A 17024-nucleotide genomic window follows, 5' to 3' on the forward strand; every position below is an offset into this window, starting at 1 on the left:
CGGTCAGCGTGGCGGTCGTAGCTCAATTGGTTAGAGCGCCGGTTTGTGGTACCGGAGGTTGCGGGTTCAATCCCCGTCGATCGCCCCATCTTTCAGGACTGGCGGAGCGCGTTCAACAAGATTATTGCGCTTTTGTGCAATTTTATTAGCGAGCGTGATCGATGCCTTCCTTGTGGGACCTGCCTGACTTCGACGCTCACGAAGGCGTCCATTTCTTTTCCGATCCGGCGTCGGATCTGCGCGCGATCATTGCGATCCATTCGACCCACCTTGGCCCCGCGGCGGGGGGGACACGCTTGTGGCATTACGCCGAGGCCGGCGATGCGGTCACCGATGCGCTGCGCCTGTCGCGCGGGATGAGCTTCAAGAACGCGATGGCCGGGCTGCCGGTGGGTGGCGGAAAGGGCGTTATCCTGGCGGATGCGGCGCGGACCAAGACTCCGGCCATGCTGGCCGCGTTCGGCCGCGCGATCGAGTCGCTGGGCGGACGCTACGTCACCGCGGAGGATGTCGGCATGGGCGAGGCCGATCTGGTGGCGATCGGCCGCGAGACGCGCCACGTATCCGGGCTGCCGGTGGGCGAGGGCCGCGCAGGCGGCGATCCCGGACCGTCCACCGCAATGGGCGTGTTCCTGGGTGTGAAGGCGGCGATCAGGCAGGCGCTCGGCAAGGACAGCGCGCAGGGCGTGCATGTCGCGATCCAGGGCGTCGGCTCGGTCGGCGGCGGTCTGGCGCGGTTACTTGCGGGCGAAGGCGCGCGGCTGACACTTGCCGACGTCGATCGTGCTCGCGCCGAGAGGCTCGCGGCCGAACTTGGCGGCGCCACGGTGGACGCAGCCGAGATCCTTTCGGCCGAGGCCGACGTCGTCAGCCCGTGTGCGCTTGGTGCTGTTCTGACGGCCGAATCGATAGCCGCGCTGCGAACTCCCATTGTGGCAGGCGGCGCCAACAACCAGCTAGCGACGCCCGAGGACGGCGACCGGCTACATGCGCGGAACATCCTCTACGCCCCCGATTATGTGATCAATGCCGGCGGGATCATCAACGTGACGCTGGAATATCTGGGCCAGGGCGACCGCGCCGAGGTCGAAGCACGGCTCCGGCAAATACCGGGGCGGCTCGAAACGATCTGGGCGGAGAGCGCCGCTAGCGGCGACACCGCCGCGCGTGTGGCAGACCGTATGGCGATGGCGCTGATCGGCCGCGGCTAACTCGATTCGGGCATTGAGCGGGCTTCGGCTGGCTCCTTGCCGCGGGCGCCCTCCCGGTAGGCGGTGTAGATGCCGCTGCCGGCGATCAGCGCGGCTCCTGCGAAGACGAGCGGGGTCGCGGGCGTGAGGAAGACCAGCCAGCCAATGGTGATTCCCCACACGATCTGCAGATAATCGAACGGGACGACGACCGAGACCGGCGCATAGCGCAGCGAGGCCGTCATGGTGAGCTGGCCGATGCCGCCACATAATCCGCAGAGGGCCAGCAGAAGATAGGTGAGCCGGTCATGGCCCTGCCCAAAGAAAGGTAGCATCGCGGCACCGGCGATGGTGGTGAAGACGCTGAACCAGAACACGATCGCCGCGACATTTTCCGTCTGGCTGATCTGCCGAACGGTAATCATTACCGCCGACTGCCCAAAGGCTGCAGCGACACCCACCAGGATGCCCACTGGCGCGGCGCCGTTTCCGGGATGAGCGATCAGCAACACTCCAGCAAAGCCGACCGCCACCGCCGCCCAGCGGCGGATGCCGATCTTTTCCTTGAGGAGCAGGCCCGAGAGCAGGGTCGCGATGATCGGTGCCGCGTAGGTGAGCGTGGTCGCCTCCCCCAGCGGCAACAAGGCCAATGCGCCGAAGGTGAAAAGCATCGATACGAGCCCGACCACGGATCGGGTGAGGTGCGCCAGCGGCGCGCGGGTCTTCACGGCGGCCCATCCCGGCCCCAGGCTCAGCCAGATCGAAACGACCAGTAGCGACCAGCCATTGCGGTAAAAGATCATCTCCGGCGTCGTAACCCCGCGTTCGCTCGCGGCCTTGAGCAAAGCGGCCATCAACGCGAAAGCGGTCGCTGCGGTGATGCGCATCGCGATGCCCCGCAGGCGCCGTTCGGTTGGAGGTGAGGACATTTGCCGCGATTGACCGCTGCGACGGCCGAGCGCAACCCGCCTTTCCTCCGGCGGGCGGCTCGACTAATGCGGCCCGGACTTTCCATGCACCGCTTTGCCAATCCTGCCCGCTTCACGCGCATCGCGCGCCCGCTGACCGCCTGGTTCGGCTGGGCCGGCATGATATTGGTGGCGATTGCGCTTGGCGGTGGTCTGCTCGTGACGCCGCGCGATTATCTCCAGGGCGATACTGTTCGTATCATCTACATCCATGTGCCCGCAGCCTGGCTCGGCATGGCCGGATGGGGTGGGATAGCCGCGGCGAGTTTCGCGCAACTGGTCTGGCGGCATCCATTGGCACATGTCGCCGCGCGTGCAACCGCCGTGCCGGGGGCGACCTTCGCTGCAATCTGCCTGATCAGCGGATCGATCTGGGGCCGTCCCACCTGGGGAACCTGGTGGGAATGGGACGGCCGGCTGACCTCGATGCTGGTGCTGTTCTTCCTCTATCTGGCTTATATCGCGCTGGCCAATGCAGCGGGGCGCGAGGAAGGCGGGCAACGTATCGCCGCGATCTTCGGATTGGTCGGCGCGATCAATTTGCCGGTTATCCATTATTCGGTGCTTTGGTGGCGCACGCTCCACCAAGGGGAGAGCATCGGCCTGCGCGGATCGACCATCGACAATTCGATGCTGTGGCCGATCCCGTTGGCGGTGCTCGGCTTCAGCCTGATCTTCCTGAGCGTCGTGCTGATGCGCATGCGGACGCTGCTTGCCGATGCCAAGGTAGAGGCGCGGATGCGCCGGTTGGCGTCGTCATGAGTGCGGCGCTCGATGCATGGCCATTCGTGCTTGCCGCCTATGCGGTGACGATCGGCGGTACCGCCGCCTTGCTGGGCTGGAGCCTGATGGCGCTGCGGCGTGCCGAAGCGCGCGCCAATGCGCTGAATCGCCGGCGAGACGACTGAGCGATGAAAGCGAAGAACCAGCGGCTGACGCTGGCATTGCTGGCACTGGTGGCAGTGATCGGGGCCGGGCTGCTCGCCATGAGCGCGCTCAAGGATCAGGCCGCCTATTTCTACACGCCGGGAGATGTCGTGCGCGACCATGTCCAGCCGGGTACGGCGGTGCGGCTCGGCGGCATGGTTGAGAAAGGGTCGCTCAAGCGGCTGGCCGATGGAGTCACCATCCTGTTCGTCGTGACCGATAATCAAGCGAGCGTGCCGGTACGCTTTGCGGGCATCGTTCCCGCCTTGTTTCGTGAGGGGTCGGGCGTGGTCGCCGACGGCCAGTTCGACACCGGCGGTCAATTTTTGGCGGACACGATTCTAGCAAAGCACGATGAGCGCTATATGCCGCCTGAGGTGGCCAAGAGCCTGCAGGGCGAGGCAGTTCACAAGAGCGAGAGCTTGAAGAAATGATCGCCGAAGCCGGCCTTGCTGCGCTTTGGTTGGGTGCGGCCTTGTGCGCGCTTCAGTTGATCGTCGCGACGCTCGGCGTACGCGGTGAGGTGCAGCTAGCGGCAACGGTCCGTCCGGTCGCGATAGGGCAGGCCGCACTGACCGTGTTCGCCTTCGGGATGCTGATCTGGCTGTTCGTTCGTGTCGACCTGTCGGTGCTGCTGGTGGCCGAGAACGACCATAGCGAGAAGCCACTCCTCTATCGCTTCGCCGCGACCTGGGGAAACCACGAAGGCTCGATGCTGATGTGGGTGACGATCCTGGGATTGGCCGGCGCCGCGATAGCATTGTTCGAGCGCCGCCTCGCGGAACGCACGCTGACCGCGACACTCGGCGGCCAGGCGGCGATCGCGCTTGGTTTCTATGCCTTCCTGCTGTTCGCCTCCAACCCGTTCGCACGGATCAGCCCGGCACCGGCGGAGGGTCAGGGCCTCAATCCCTTGCTGCAGGATCCTGGTTTGGCCTTCCATCCGCCGACGCTTTACCTTGGCTATGTCGGCCTGTCGGTGGCTTTCTCCTTCGCCATCGGTGCGCTGGTGACGCGCGACGTCGGGCCCGCTTTTGCCCGCGCCATGCGGCCGTGGGTGCTGGCGGCGTGGATTTTCCTGACGCTCGGCATCACCGCCGGCAGCTACTGGGCTTATTACGAACTGGGCTGGGGCGGCTGGTGGTTCTGGGACCCGGTCGAGAATGCGTCGCTGATGCCATGGCTGGCGGCGACGGCCCTGCTTCACTCGGTCACCGTGCTGGCTACGCGCGACGGTTTGCGGGCGTGGACGGTGATGCTGGCGGTCGTCGCCTTTTCGATGAGCATGATCGGCACCTTCCTCGTCCGCTCGGGCATACTCACCAGCGTGCATGCATTCGCCGTCGATCCGCGCCGGGGGACTTTCCTCCTGGCATTGCTGTTTCTTTATATCGGGGGCGCACTGGCCCTGTTCGGTGCGCGGATCGGAACGGTGCGTGAGGGCGCTCGCTTCAACCTGGTCAGCCGTGAAGGGGCATTGGTTGCCAACAACCTGCTGCTCTCAGCCGTACTCGGGATCGTGCTGGTCGGCACGCTTTATCCGCTGATCGTAGAGGCAGTAACGGGCACCAAGCTTTCGGTCGGGCCGCCTTACTTCAACGCCGCCGCTGGTCCGCTGGCACTGATTTTGGTCGCGTTGATCGGGGTCGGCCCGCTGCTGCGCTGGCGGCGCGATGCGCTCATGCCGCTGCTGAGACGCGTCGCGCCGGCGGCGGTCCTCGCGGCGGTTGTGCTGGTCGGAGTTAAATTCGCAGCGCCGCGCATGCACATCCTGCCCTTGCTCGGGCTGGCGCTGGCAATCGGCGCGGCCCTCGCCAGCGTCGCGCCGCTCTGGAGGCGCAATCTGCTGCGCACGCCGCTGTTCGTATGGGGCATGGTGGTGGCCCATTTTGGCATCGCGGTGAGCTTGGCCGGTATAGCGTGCGATAGCAGCTTCACGGTCGAGAAGCTGGTCGCCGCCCGCGTCGGCGAGACGGTGCAGGTCGGACCCTATCAGGTGCATTTTGCCGGGCTCGCGCCGACCTTCGGCGCCAATTGGCAAGCGCTCGAAGCGACGCTGGAAGCTCGGCGCGGGGCTGGCGACGCGCTCGTCTTGAAGCCGCAGGCGCGGGCTTATTGGTCGCCGCCGACGGAGACCAGCGAGAGCGCGATCCACACGGCGCTCGACGGGCAGCTTTATACGGTGCTCGGTAAAGCAGCTGGTGAAGGGCGCTGGCAGCTTCGCCTGTGGTGGAAGCCGTTTGTGACCCTGATCTGGGCGGGCGGTGGCCTGATCGCCCTTGGCGGTGCGCTGGCTCTTCTCGGGCGCGTCCGGCGCGGCCGGCGGCGCCCGCAGGAGGATTGGTCGTGAGCAATCTCATCCGTTGGGCGCCCCTCGCGGTCTTCATCGCGCTGGCTTCGGCGCTGACCTACGGGCTCGCCAAACCCGCCAGGACCAACATCACCTCGAAGATGGTTGGCGCGGCCGTGCCGTCCTTTAAACTCGCGCCCGCAACATCTGGCCTGCCCGGGCTGTCCAGCGCCGACCTCGCCAAGGGCCAGCCGCATCTCGTCAATTTCTTCGCCAGTTGGTGCGGGCCATGCATAGCCGAGGCGCCGCAGCTGAAAGTTCTCGCCGAGGCCGGCGTGCCGATCGTCGGCATCGCCGTGCGCGACAGACCCCAGACCGTTGCCGCGTTCCTCGCCCGCCACGGCAATCCGTTTCGTGCGATCGGTGCCGACAATGCGAGCCAGTTGCAAATGGCGATGGGATCGTCCGGTGTGCCGGAAAGCTTCGTGATCGATGGCACGGGCACGATCCGCCTCCAGACGATCGGCCCGATCAATCCCCAAGACGTCGCCGGCATAATCGCAGCGGTAAGGGACGCACGATGAGGCCGCTGATCCTGGGAGCGGCCCTGTTGCTGACGTCGGCCGTGCTCGCCGACAGCGGCCTGCCGCCGGCGCCGCTGTCCGATACCCAGCTTGCCGATCCCCGGCAGGAGGCGGCCGCGCAAACGCTGATGGAAACGATCCGCTGTCTGGTCTGTCAGGGCCAGTCGATCGCCGACAGCAATGCCGAACTTGCGGGAGATATGCGGGCGCTCATTCGCCAGCGCATTGCCGCGGGCGAGAAGCCTGCGGCGGTCCGCGCCTGGCTGGTGCGGCGCTATGGCGCATGGGTCAGCTATGAACCGCCGCTCGATCGCGTCACCTGGCTGTTATGGGCGGCACCGGCCCTGTTTCTTGTGGCGGGTCTTTTCCTCGCCCGCCGCTCGTTCCGACCGAGGCAGCGGAGATGAATGGCTGGGCGATCTCGGTGCTGCTGGCGCTGGTCACCGCGGCCGGGCTGATTGTCATGGCGCGCGGCCAGCGCGGCGTCGCCTCGCTCATCGCCGCGGCGATGCTGGTCGGGCTGGCCGGCTATGCCTGGCAGGGCAGCCCGGCACTGCCGGGTCGGCCTACGCCGGCCAACGCCCACAAGCGGGGCGGCGACACGTTGTTCGCGCACGAACGCACCATCTGGCTGGAGACGGTCGGCCCGGACGCGCAGCAGCTCGATGGCGCCGACGCCCTGATCCATAACGGCAGCCCCGATTATGCCGCCGGTATCTTGCGCGCCGGCGTGATGCGCGATCCCCACGACATGGTGCTGTGGCTGGGGCTGGGTAATGCGCTGCAGGCTCATGCCGACGGCATGGTTACACCGGCCGCGCTTTACGCCTTCCAACGCGCGGCGGCCGTGGCGCCCGGCCATCCGGCGCCGCCTTATTTCCTCGGCCTTGCTTATGTGCAGATGGGGGACCTCGCCGGCGCGGACGCGGTGTGGCGCGGCTTGCTTGCCGGCGCGCCCGCCGATGCGCCATGGCGGGCGCGGGTGGCGGACCGGCTTGCCCTGATCGAACGGTTCCGAACAACCCCTTAATCCAAGCACTTGACGCTGGAGTGGGAAGAGCGGATCGTCGGCAAGGGGCATCGCTTTAGTCGATGCGGGGTAAGGCACACAACATGGCTTCGGGACAAATGGCTGTGCTGGCGCGGGACGCGGTGCACGACGACCTGGCGGTCGTCGATGTCCTGATCCGTGCGCTCGAGCGGCGGGACCGGCTTTCCGACCGGGAGCGCGCTGCACTGGCGGCCGCGGTCGGCGAAATGCGCACCCATCCCACGGGCGATACGCTGATCCGCGCCGGTGCGCCGGCCGAATATAGCACGTTGTTGGTCAGCGGCATGCTCGGTCGCGTCTTCTTTATGTCGGAGGGCAAAAGGCAGGTCGTGGCGCTTCATACGCCCGGCGACTTCGTCGACCTGCACAGCCTTTTGCTCAAGCGACTGGACCATGACGTCATCGCGATGAGCGAAGTGCGCGTCGCGCTGTTTCCGCATGCTGCGCTGCGCAGGCTGACCGAAACCGAGCCACATCTGGCGCGCATGTTGTGGCTGCTGACCGTGATCGACGCCGCGATCCATCGGGAATGGACCGCGCGGCTGGGCCATTCGGCGGCGGTGCGGATCGCACAGCTGCTGTGCGAACTGCATGCGCGGCTTAGCGTGATCGGGTTGGCTACACCCGAAGGCTTCGCCGTCGATCTCACGCAGGCGGATTTCGGCGATATGACCGGGCTGACGCCGGTCCACGTCAACCGCACCTTGCGCAAGCTGCGCGAGGCAGGCCTGGCCGTGGTCCGCGACGGCTATGCCTCGATCCCGGACGTGGCACGGTTGCGGGAATTTGCGGGCTTCGATCCGACCTACCTCTATCTGGAAAATCAACCGCGCTAGCTGCCGTTGCAAAGTTGCCGCGCCCTGCATCGCAGACACAGGGAATTTCACGTCGAACGGCAAAGAAAAAAACACCAGAAACGAACTTGATGATTTGTGCAGCGCAGCACGGCCCGCTCAACTACGCCAAGGTAAAGGGCCTCGCGATGGGCGGAACGCGACCGGGCAGCAGCTCTTAGCGTGTGCCATCATCAACCTGAGAAAAAGCCGTTGTCCGCCGATGAGAGGCTACACATCATGGATTGTATGCATTATGCGTACGAAAGTCAATGGATTGTTGATGTCAGTTGCAAGATGAAGCGAATCCCAGCTGAGCCGGAGAATGCTAGAGCGAGCGCTCATCGGTGCCGACGGCAGAAGCTCACCGAGTAGGCGTAGTGGTTGCTCGGTTTGGTGGGACCGCGATCCTATCCTGTGGCGCCTTCGGTCGGCTCGGCGCTGCGACCGAACTCAGGCCGAGTCCGGTGTTCTGTTCATGCTAGACCTGTGAGCGGTGGAGCGGGTGAAGGGAATCGAACCCTCGTCGTAAGCTTGGGAAGCTTCTGCTCTGCCATTGAGCTACACCCGCATATCAACGACGAGGCGCTGATCGGACCGTGCGGCCGGCCGGATCAGTTCCGGCTTGCGATCCGCGTGCGGTCAGCCGGGCGACTGCCACGATCCACGTAACGTCGTCAACGGAGATCGTGCCTGCACCAATGCCGGCGGAAGGATCCCCGGCGACGTTGCTCCGCGTTGCAATGCCAAGTAGCGCGCTCGGCATGCTTGGGTTGCTGGTTTTGGCGGGACTGTTCGGGACGCTGCAAAGCGCCGATGGTCGCGTCGCAGCGGTCGCCTGGCGGCTGCAGACGGCCAATGCGGCCTTATGCCGCGATATTGTGCCGTTGGCTGGCTTTTCCGTTCAGACGCTCGATCAATTCAGCCCCGCGTTGCGCGCGCAGGCGTCGTCGGAACTGGGGCTCGGCGATCTGCCGCAGGTGAGCGCCGTCGTTCCAGGGAGCGCTGCGGCCCGTGCCGGCATCAAGCCGGGGGATAATCTTCGCGCGATCGACGGGGTGGCCATGCCTCGACCGCGGGGCGGGCCTGCTAATTATGCCGCGAGCGAAGCGGTCGAACGGGCGTTGGCGAAAGCCCTGGAGCATCCGCCCGCGCGGCTCGAATTTGGATCGCGCACCATCGAACTGGCTGGAGATCCAGGCTGCGCTTCACAGGTCCAGCTGGTGCCCGAACCAAAGTTCGATGCGAGCGCAGACGGGCATTATGTGCAGATATCGGGGCCGATGTACGAATTCGCGGCTGCGGATGAGGAGCTGGCGTTCATCATCGCGCACGAACTCGCCCATAATATATTTCCGGAGGCGAAGCGCGTGCCTGGGGGCGGGGCAGGCCAGCGGGCGGCCGAACTCGCCGCGGATCGGATGGCGATCTGGATGATGGCGCGAGCGGGCTACGAGGTCAGCCAGACGCCCGCATTCGTCGCTCGGCTCGGTCGAAAGCGGGCATTGTCGTGGCTGGATGGCACCCATCCGCGCTGGAAACTGCGCATATCAGCAGTCTCCGCCGCTGCCACGGCCGTGCGTGCAAGGCGGGAATCGGGGCAGGCGCTGTCGGCACCCTTTTAGCGTGAGGAACATGAGCCAATACGGATCGTTGAGAGAGAAAATAGGACCGGTTTGGGCTTGTCCGCCAAAAGAAAATGTGCGAACGGCCCCGTTAAGTATCAGATAACAAGGATGTCGTTCCATGCGCGTATCGAAAGCATTGCTGGGTGGGGTAATGGCGCTGACGCTCGTTCCATCCGTCGCTCAGGCCGCTACGTCGGCAAAGGGTGCGGGCGTTGCACCGGCGGCACAGTCGCTTTCGTTGGGGTCTTCCGCGAGCCCGCTGGCGCTGTCCCATTCGGTTCGCGCCGGAGCGCAGACCAACAAGGGAAGCCATGTGCTGGGTCTCGGCCTGCTCGCGTCGCTGCTGATCGCGGGCGCGGCAATCGCCGCTGTTGTGGTAGTGGCCGATGCGGTCGATAACGGTTCGAGCGGCTGAACTCGCACTGTCCAGTTCCAGGCATGAAGTTAGAATAGCCGTCCCTCGGGGCGGCTATTTTCTTATGGGTCAATCGTGGGTCGAAGGATCGGCGGTGCGGTCCCGCCGGGACCTGCCGCCGGCCTCCCCTTCCAGGTGACAATGGCGGAAGTCCACAAATCGGGCCGAGTGGCGATCGCCGCCTATATCGCCTTTCTGGGTTGCGCGGCATTGACCGGGGGATCGTCCCAGCTGGGTGCCGCCAGCCAGCCGGTGATCCGCCTGGCTTCGATTGGCCTGATCGCAATCCTGGTGGCCTATCCCGGCGTGGGCGACCCCAGGATCACCCGCCGCGGCTTGGGGTTTCTCGCGTTGGTCGCTGCGGTTGTCGCCATTCAATTGGTGCCGCTGCCGCCTGGACTCTGGTCGATGCTACCGGGACGCGCACATTATCTCGATGCCGCGGCCGCAGCGGGGCAATCACAGCCCTGGCGCCCGATCAACCTTACCCCGGATCGCGGTTGGAACAGTTTGTTCGCATTGCTGCCTCCTGTCGCCACCTTGGCTGCGGTCAGCCGGTTACGTGCACAGCATCAGGTGACAATTCTTGCGGCGATGGTGCTCATCATACTCGCCAGCGCCATGGTCGGCCTCGGTCAGGTCTCGGGCGGCGGCGACGACATGCTGCGTTTCTACGCCGCCCCGCCGACCGGCTCGGCTGTCGGCCTGTTCGCCAACCGCAACCATCAGGCGCTTTTGCTCTGTTGCGGCATCCCGATGCTCGCGCTGTGGGCCGAGTTCGGCGCCGGCGGCCTGTCGAATGTCCGGATGCGGGCGCTGCTCGCGGCAGCCGCCGGGGCGTTCCTGATCCTGATGATCCCAACCACCGGATCGCGCGCGGGTCTGGCGCTGGGCGGGCTGGCGCTCGCGCTCGCCATTCCGCTGGCATGGCCGGCGGGTCGCCATGCGATCCGATCCCTGTCACGCAGGCAGCGGAGCATACTTGGCCTTGGCGGCATCGTCCTGCTGATGTTGCTGATCGGTGCGGCCCTTACCTTCGCGCGTGCCGAAGCGGTCCGCCGGCTGTTCGAGGCGGACCCCGTCGCAGACGCGCGTATCCGCTTGCTGCCGTCACTGCTGCGCATGATCCGGGACTTCTTCCCTTTCGGTAGTGGGTTCGGCTCGTTCGATGCGGTCTATCGCGGTTACGAGCCGTTCGAAAATCTGGCCGTGACTTTCATGAACCAGGCGCATGACGATTATCTGCAGGTCGTGATGGAAGCGGGCCTGCCGGGGCTGATCCTGATCGTCTGCTTCGTCGCCTGGTGGGCGGTCAAGTCGCTGCAATTGTGGACCCGGCGGGGCGGGGAGGGCACCGCGTTCGGCCGCCTCGGCACGGTTCTGCTGCTGCTCATCATGCTCGCAAGCATCGCCGATTATCCGCTAAGGACGCCGTTGATGATGATCGTCGCGGCGCAGGCGGCCGCGTGGATGCTTATGGCCAGCCGGCGGCGGCATGACCGGGCCTAACCTGCTTTACGCTCCGCCCACTTCTTCCTATGAGGGCGGCGCGAGGGGATTGTTGAAAAGAATGCGTTTTAGCTTTGTCTTTTTCGCTGCCGCATTGCTCGGCGGCTGCGGTGGCCGGGTGCCGTTGCAGAGCACCTCTCAGCTGACTGTAATCCACGACACGTCGCTCCCCGCGCCAGTACGGACGGATCTTGTCGCGCCGGATCGGGAAAGCTTGATCGGGCCGCTCGACACGATCGGCATCGACGTCTTCAACGTGCCCGAGCTGAGCCGCGAAGTGCAGGTCGATTCAGGCGGCCGCATCGCGATGCCGCTGATCGGTACGCTGGATGCGCGCGGCAAGACATCGGTGGAATTGGCCAACGCGATCGAAGCGGCGTTGCGCGGCCGCTACGTCCGCAATCCCGAGGTGACGGTGAATGTCAAAAGCTCGGTCAGCCAGGTCGTAACCGTCGATGGGCAGGTGGCGGAGCCGGGCCTTTATCCGGTAACCAACCAGATGACCCTGGGCCGTGCGATCGCGTCCGCCAAAGGGGTGAGCGAATTTGCCAAGCTCGACGATGTCGTGATCATGCGCACGGTCAACGGCCAGCGGATGGCGGGCCTTTACAACCTCACCGCGATCCGGCGCGGCATCTATGCCGATCCGGCGGTCTATCCCAACGACGTCATCGTGGTCGGCGATTCGCCCGCGCGCCGCCTGTTCAGGGATTTCGTGTCGGTGACGCCATTGCTCGCCGCGCCGCTGATCGCGCTGATCCAGAATTGAGGCCGCGGACGTGAACACCTCCCAGCCCCTGCGCCTGACCAGCCAAACCCGCGAGATCGGCGCACGCCCTGTCAACGACGACGGAAAGATTCCGCTCTTCCGCCAATATCTGCGCATCGCGACGCGGTGGCGCATGGTGTTCGCCGGCTTCGTGCTGGGCGGCCTCGTGCTCGCGCTGATCGCCACCTTGCTGATGACGCCGAAATATACGGCGACGACCACGATCGAGATCACGCGCGATTCCAACAAGATCGTGAACATCCAGGACGTGCAGCAGGAAACCAGCGTCGCCGATCAGGAATTCTATCAGACCCAATATGGGCTGTTGCGGGCGCGCTCGCTGGCCGATCGCGTGGCGCAGCAGCTCGGCTTTGCCGACGATCCAGCCTTCTTCAAGATGTTCCGGGTCAAGCTGCCCACCCAGCTCGCGCAGCTCGGCCGCGACGGCCGTTACGCGCCGGCAGGGCATGGCGAGCGGCAACGGCGCGCGGCGGAGACGCTGCTTAAGCATCTCGACGTGACGCCGACGCGCCTTTCGCGGCTGGCGGACGTCAGCTTCACCGGGCCCGACGCGGCGCTGGCGGCACGGATCGTCAACACCTGGGCGAGCAGCTTCATCCAGATGACGCTGGAGCGCCGTTACCAGGCGACGGCCTATGCCCGCACCTTCCTGGAAAGCCGTCTCGATCAATTGCGCCGTCGGCTGGAGGAATCCGAGCGGCAATTGGTGTCCTATGCGTCGGCCCAGCAGATCATCAACCTGCCGGCCGCATCCGGCCAGGGCGAGAACCGCACCGTCGAGCGTTCGATCGTCGCCGACGATCTGGCGGCGCTCAACGCCCAATTGTCGCAGGCCACCGCCGACCGGGTGCAGGCGGAGGCACGCTTCGACCAGTCGCGCGCGACCGGCGGCGAGCAGACCGAAGCGCTGACCAACGTCGCGATCAACCAGTTGCGCGAAAAGCGGGCGGAACTCGCCGCCGAATATCAGCGGCTGATGGTGCAGTTCGAGCCCGGCTATCCCACCGCCAAGGCGATCGCATCGCAGATCGCGCAGCTGGACCGCAGCATCGCACGCGAAGAGGGGCGCGTCTCATCGTCGCTCGCCTCCGATTATCGCGCGGCGCTGCAGCGCCAGCAGGGGCTCGCCAGCCGTGTCGACCGGCTCAAGTCCGGCCTGCTCGATCTGCGCCGACGCAGCATCCAATATGCGATCTTCCAGCGGGAGGTCGATACCAACCGCGAGCTGTATGACGGCCTGTTGCAGCGCTACAAGGAGATTGGCGTCGCCGGCGGCGTCGGCGTCAACAACGTTTCCGTGGTCGACACGGCCGACGTTCCCGAGCGCCCGTCGTCGCCGCGGCTGGGCTTGAACCTCGCGCTCGGCATCCTCGCGGGCATCGTGTTTGGCGTGTTGGTTGTGATCATCCTCGAGCAGAGCGACGAGTCGATCGCGGACCCCGGCGAGGTGGAGCGTCTGTTGAGCGTGCCGCTGATCGGCTCGGTGCCGATGACGGTCGGGCAGACGCCGATCGACGCGCTGCACGATCGCAAATCCGAGCTGATCGATGCCTATCTGGCGGTGCAAACCAATCTGGAATTCTCAACCGAGCACGGGGTGCCACGCTCGATCTCGATCACCAGCACGCGGCCGGGCGAGGGTAAATCGACGACCGCCTTTGCGCTCGCATTGATGCTGGCGCGCTCGCGCAAGAAGGTGGTGTTGATCGATGGCGATATGCGCTCGCCGTCGGTGCACACCATGATCGGGACGACGCACACAAAGGGTCTGAGCAATTATCTCGCCGGCAATGACGATCTCGAAAGTCTGCTGGAGAAAACGGACGATGGCCTGACGGTGATGACCGCAGGGCCGATCCCGCCGAACGCGGCCGAACTGCTGACGGGCGAGCGGCTGCCGAAGCTGATCGAACGACTGCTCCAATCCTACGATCATGTCGTGATCGATACGCCGCCCGTGATGGGCCTGGCCGATGCGCCGTTGATCGGTAGCCGCGTCGAGGCGGTCGTGTTCGCCGTAGAAGCGCATGGCATTCGCGCCAGCCTTGCCCGCACCGCGCTCGGCCGCCTCGCCAGCGCCAGCGCGCGCGTGATCGGCGGCGTCCTGGTCAAGTTCGAGTCGCAGCGTGCGCATTTCGGCTACGGCTATGATTATGGCTATGGTTATGGCCATGAACCCAAATCCCGAGGCCGCTAAGGGCGTGATCGGGATGAGCGGCGCTATCGGGCGCCCGCGTGCGGCCTTGCTTCTGATCGGGCTGGCGCTGCTGGCGGTGGCCATGCTGCGCAACAGCCTAGCCTTCATCGTCCGGCCGATCGATCCGGCACTCGCCCTGCGGATCGATCCGACCAACGCCGAAGTGGCGGCGTCGCGCTCGGAGCAATTGCTCCGCACCGATCCTTCGCCCGCGAACCGCACCTTGTCCGAGCAGCTGGCCCGGCGGGCGCTGGACCGCTCACCCACATCCGCGGCCGCCGCGCGCATGCTGGCCACGACCCGCGACCTCGCCGGCGACCCGAGCTCCGCCCGGCGGTTGATGCGTTATTCCGAGAGCCTGTCGCGTCGCGACCTGCCGACGCAATTGTGGTTCATCGAGGATGCGGTGCGACGCAATGACGTGCCCCAGGCGCTGCACCATTACGATATCGCCCTGCGCGGATCGGTGACGACGGCGCCGTTGCTCTTCCCGGTGCTGGTGGCAGCGCTTGCCCAGCCCCCGGTGGTGGAGGGACTGATCGACACGCTGCGGGCGAAACCGCGCTGGGCCGACGCGTTCCTGAATCAGGCCAGCCATGACGCCCGGGATTTCGATGGGCTGGCGCGGTTGCTCGTCGGACTGGCGCGCCATGGCTATCCGTTGCCGGACACGACGATCGCGCTTGCGACCGCGCGCATGGCCGATGCGGGGCGTTACGATCGCGCATGGGAGACCTATAGCGCGTCGCGTCATGGCGCGGTCCGCAGCGGCCTGCGCGATCCCGATTTTGCCCGGCTCGGCGAAAACGCCACCCCGTTCGATTGGGCGATCCTGCCGGGGAGCGGCATCGCCGCGGAACCGCGCCTGGAGGGTCCGGCCAGCCGCCTTGCCTATCATGCGGCGACGGGAGCGGGCGGGGTGGTCGCACGCCAATTGCTGCTATTGCCGCGCGCGAGCTATATCGTCGGCGGCCGTGCCTTCAACGCTGCCAGCGCCGCGCAATTGCGGCTGACCTGTGCCGGTGGCGGTGCGGTGATCGCCACGATCCCGATCGAGAACGGTGGCGAGCATGGGGCGGCTTTTGCCAGCCGCGTCACCGTGCCCGCGGGCTGCACGGCGCAATGGCTGGAAGTGGTGGTCGACGGCGGTGACGACCCGGCGGGCAGTTCCGGCGAGATCAGCCAGCTGCGCGTGTTGCCTGTTCCGGAGGGCCGGCGATGATATGGCGTCCGATCCTGGGAGCCTTGCTGGCGATCGTGCCGGCCGTGTCGCTGGTTGCCCAGCCGGCGCCACGCCAGCGTCTCCCTGGCGACCGCATCGGCGGCGATTATCACGATGCGCGTGCTACCAAGCGGATCGATACGCGACTGCCGACGCGCCTGCAGACGCGGATCGAGCGTGAGGGCGCGCTCAAGCCGCTGGCTGCGACCGCTTCACCGATCACGACCGGTCCCGCCAACGCCTGTGTGCCGACGCCGGGAACCGCGGCGGCGTTCGGATGCCCGCAGTCATGACCAGCCCGCCACGCCTCTATCTGTCTCCGCCGCATATGGGGACGCGCGAGCAGGCGCTGGTCGGCGAGGCCTTCGCTTCGAACTGGATCGCGCCGATCGGGCCGATGATCGACCTGTTCGAGGCGAAGCTCGCCGAACTTACCGGCATCGGCCATGTCGTCGCCCTGTCGAGCGGTACCGCCGCGCTCCACCTCGCGCTGCGCCTAAGCGGTATCGGCCCGGGGGATGTGGTGTGGGGATCGACCATGACCTTCATCGGCGGGGTCGCACCGATCCTCTACATGGGGGCGGCGCCGCTTTTCCTGGATATCGAACGCGATGGCTTCCTGCTCGACCTCGATCTGCTCGAGGAAGCGCTGGAGACGCGCGCCGACAAGCCCAAGGTCGTCATCACCACCGATCTCTATGGGCACGTGGTCGACGCCGTCCGGGTGCGGGCGCTGGCCGACCGCTTCGGCTTCATCTGGATCAGCGACGCGGCGGAAGCGGTCGGCGCCTATCGCGACGGCGTCCACGCCGGCAAGGGCGCCGACTTCACCATATTGTCGTTCAACGGCAACAAGATCATCACCACCTCCGGCGGCGGGGCACTTGCCAGCGAGAATGGCGAGGCAATCGCGCGCGCGCGGTTCCTGTCGACGCAGGCGCGCGAGCCGGCGGCGCACTACGAGCATGAGACGTACGGCTATAATTACCGGCTGAGCAATGTCTGCGCCGCGATCGGGGTGGGCCAATTGGAGGTTCTGGCCGACCGCGTCGCGGCGCGGCGGGCGATCTTCGCTGCTTATCGCTCGAGCCTGGGCGACATGCCCGGCGTGGCGTTCGTGGGGGAACCGGCGGGGATGGCCGCCAACCGCTGGTTGACGACCATCACGATCGATCCGGCGGAGGCGGGATTCGACCGCGAGGAGGCCCAGGCCGCGCTGGAGCGCGAGAATATCGAAAGCCGCCCGCTGTGGAAGCCGATGCACCTGCAGCCGCTGTTCCGCGACGCCGCTTGCATCGCGGGCGGCGTGGCGGAGCGGATGTTCGAGCGCGGGCTGTGTTTGCCGTCGGGTTCGGCGATGGACGAGGCCGACGTGGCGCGGGTGTGCGCAATATTGGCGCGTCAGGCCGGCTAAGCCGCC

General features: G+C 66.1%; 18 protein-coding genes and 2 tRNA genes. 18 read left to right on the forward strand and 2 right to left on the reverse strand.

The genetic code is table 11. The annotated features are described in order from the left end of the window. The first annotated feature begins 11 nt into the window (after positions 1–11). Both DX905_RS14725 and DX905_RS14730 read left to right on the forward strand, forming a co-directional pair. Positions 12–88 (forward strand) — tRNA-His (locus DX905_RS14725). Positions 89–161: 73 nt separating this feature from the next. Further along, positions 162–1211 (forward strand): Glu/Leu/Phe/Val family dehydrogenase, encoded by a 1050-nt coding sequence (locus DX905_RS14730; RefSeq protein ID WP_116092010.1) that lies wholly within the window; start codon positions 162–164, stop codon positions 1209–1211. Here DX905_RS14730 and DX905_RS14735 read toward each other — a convergent pair. Further along, positions 1208–2077, reverse strand: coding sequence for a DMT family transporter (locus DX905_RS14735; protein ID WP_240320876.1), 870 nt, complete (start codon positions 2075–2077; stop codon positions 1208–1210). The genes DX905_RS14730 and DX905_RS14735 overlap by 4 nt on opposite strands. A 126-nt stretch (positions 2078–2203) precedes the next feature. Between DX905_RS14735 and ccmC the strand changes: the two genes are divergently transcribed. The 8 genes from ccmC (at position 2204) to DX905_RS14775 (ending at position 7846) form a co-directional block, all read left to right on the forward strand. Continuing rightward, positions 2204–2920: a heme ABC transporter permease CcmC gene (gene ccmC, locus DX905_RS14740; protein WP_116092012.1), complete on the forward strand. Its 717-nt coding sequence runs from the start codon at positions 2204–2206 to the stop codon at positions 2918–2920. Further along, complete coding sequence (ccmD, locus tag DX905_RS14745) at positions 2917–3066, forward strand: heme exporter protein CcmD (protein WP_116092013.1); 150 nt, start codon at positions 2917–2919, stop codon at positions 3064–3066. The genes ccmC and ccmD overlap by 4 nt, the downstream gene beginning before the upstream one ends. 3 nt (positions 3067–3069) lie before the next feature. Beyond that, positions 3070–3519, forward strand: a complete 450-nt coding sequence (gene ccmE, locus DX905_RS14750) for a cytochrome c maturation protein CcmE (RefSeq protein WP_116092014.1) — start codon at positions 3070–3072, stop codon at positions 3517–3519. Further along, positions 3516–5435: a heme lyase CcmF/NrfE family subunit gene (locus DX905_RS14755; protein WP_116092015.1), complete on the forward strand. Its 1920-nt coding sequence runs from the start codon at positions 3516–3518 to the stop codon at positions 5433–5435. Before ccmE ends, DX905_RS14755 begins: the two co-directional genes overlap by 4 nt. Then, positions 5432–5959, forward strand: coding sequence for a DsbE family thiol:disulfide interchange protein (locus tag DX905_RS14760; protein ID WP_116092016.1), 528 nt, complete (start codon positions 5432–5434; stop codon positions 5957–5959). The genes DX905_RS14755 and DX905_RS14760 overlap by 4 nt, the downstream gene beginning before the upstream one ends. Next, the gene (locus tag DX905_RS14765) at positions 5956–6366 is read left to right on the forward strand and encodes a cytochrome c-type biogenesis protein (RefSeq protein WP_116092017.1); all 411 of its coding nucleotides are present in this window, start codon (positions 5956–5958) and stop codon (positions 6364–6366) included. Before DX905_RS14760 ends, DX905_RS14765 begins: the two co-directional genes overlap by 4 nt. Further along, the gene (locus DX905_RS14770; RefSeq protein WP_116092018.1) at positions 6363–6989 is read left to right on the forward strand and encodes a tetratricopeptide repeat protein; all 627 of its coding nucleotides are present in this window, start codon (positions 6363–6365) and stop codon (positions 6987–6989) included. Before DX905_RS14765 ends, DX905_RS14770 begins: the two co-directional genes overlap by 4 nt. Before the next feature lie 83 nt (positions 6990–7072). Next, positions 7073–7846 carry a Crp/Fnr family transcriptional regulator gene (locus DX905_RS14775; protein ID WP_162875662.1) on the forward strand — a complete coding sequence of 258 codons (774 nt, stop codon included), beginning with the start codon at positions 7073–7075 and terminating at the stop codon, positions 7844–7846. 494 nt (positions 7847–8340) lie between these two features. Here the strand turns inward: DX905_RS14775 and DX905_RS14780 are convergent. After that, positions 8341–8414: transfer RNA gene (locus tag DX905_RS14780), tRNA-Gly, on the reverse strand. Between the two features lie 193 nt (positions 8415–8607). On the opposite strand from DX905_RS14780, the gene DX905_RS14785 reads away from it, so the two are divergent. The 8 genes from DX905_RS14785 (at position 8608) to DX905_RS14820 (ending at position 17018) form a co-directional block, all read left to right on the forward strand. Then, on the forward strand, positions 8608–9468 hold the full coding sequence (locus tag DX905_RS14785; protein ID WP_162875663.1) for a M48 family metallopeptidase: 861 nt from the start codon (positions 8608–8610) through the stop codon (positions 9466–9468). Between the two features lie 121 nt (positions 9469–9589). After that, complete coding sequence (locus DX905_RS14790) at positions 9590–9886, forward strand: hypothetical protein (protein ID WP_162875664.1); 297 nt, start codon at positions 9590–9592, stop codon at positions 9884–9886. Positions 9887–9961: 75 nt separating this feature from the next. After that, positions 9962–11395: an O-antigen ligase family protein gene (locus DX905_RS14795; protein ID WP_162875665.1), complete on the forward strand. Its 1434-nt coding sequence runs from the start codon at positions 9962–9964 to the stop codon at positions 11393–11395. Positions 11396–11456: 61 nt separating this feature from the next. Beyond that, the gene (locus DX905_RS14800; protein WP_116092023.1) at positions 11457–12164 is read left to right on the forward strand and encodes a polysaccharide biosynthesis/export family protein; all 708 of its coding nucleotides are present in this window, start codon (positions 11457–11459) and stop codon (positions 12162–12164) included. A gap of 10 nt (positions 12165–12174) precedes the next feature. Continuing rightward, positions 12175–14382, forward strand: coding sequence for a GumC family protein (locus DX905_RS14805; RefSeq protein WP_205412270.1), 2208 nt, complete (start codon positions 12175–12177; stop codon positions 14380–14382). After that, entirely contained in the window at positions 14351–15604 is a 1254-nt protein-coding gene (locus DX905_RS14810) for a hypothetical protein (protein WP_116092024.1), read from the forward strand. Before DX905_RS14805 ends, DX905_RS14810 begins: the two co-directional genes overlap by 32 nt. Next, positions 15601–15897 carry a hypothetical protein gene (locus DX905_RS14815; protein ID WP_116092025.1) on the forward strand — a complete coding sequence of 99 codons (297 nt, stop codon included), beginning with the start codon at positions 15601–15603 and terminating at the stop codon, positions 15895–15897. The genes DX905_RS14810 and DX905_RS14815 overlap by 4 nt, the downstream gene beginning before the upstream one ends. After that, a complete protein-coding gene (locus DX905_RS14820) occupies positions 15894–17018 on the forward strand; it encodes an aminotransferase class I/II-fold pyridoxal phosphate-dependent enzyme (protein ID WP_116092026.1) in 1125 nt (374 codons plus the stop codon). The genes DX905_RS14815 and DX905_RS14820 overlap by 4 nt, the downstream gene beginning before the upstream one ends. The last annotated feature ends 6 nt before the right edge of the window (positions 17019–17024 follow it).

This window comes from Sphingomonas crusticola (genome assembly GCF_003391115.1).
GTDB classification, from domain to species: domain Bacteria; phylum Pseudomonadota; class Alphaproteobacteria; order Sphingomonadales; family Sphingomonadaceae; genus Sphingomonas_I; species Sphingomonas_I crusticola.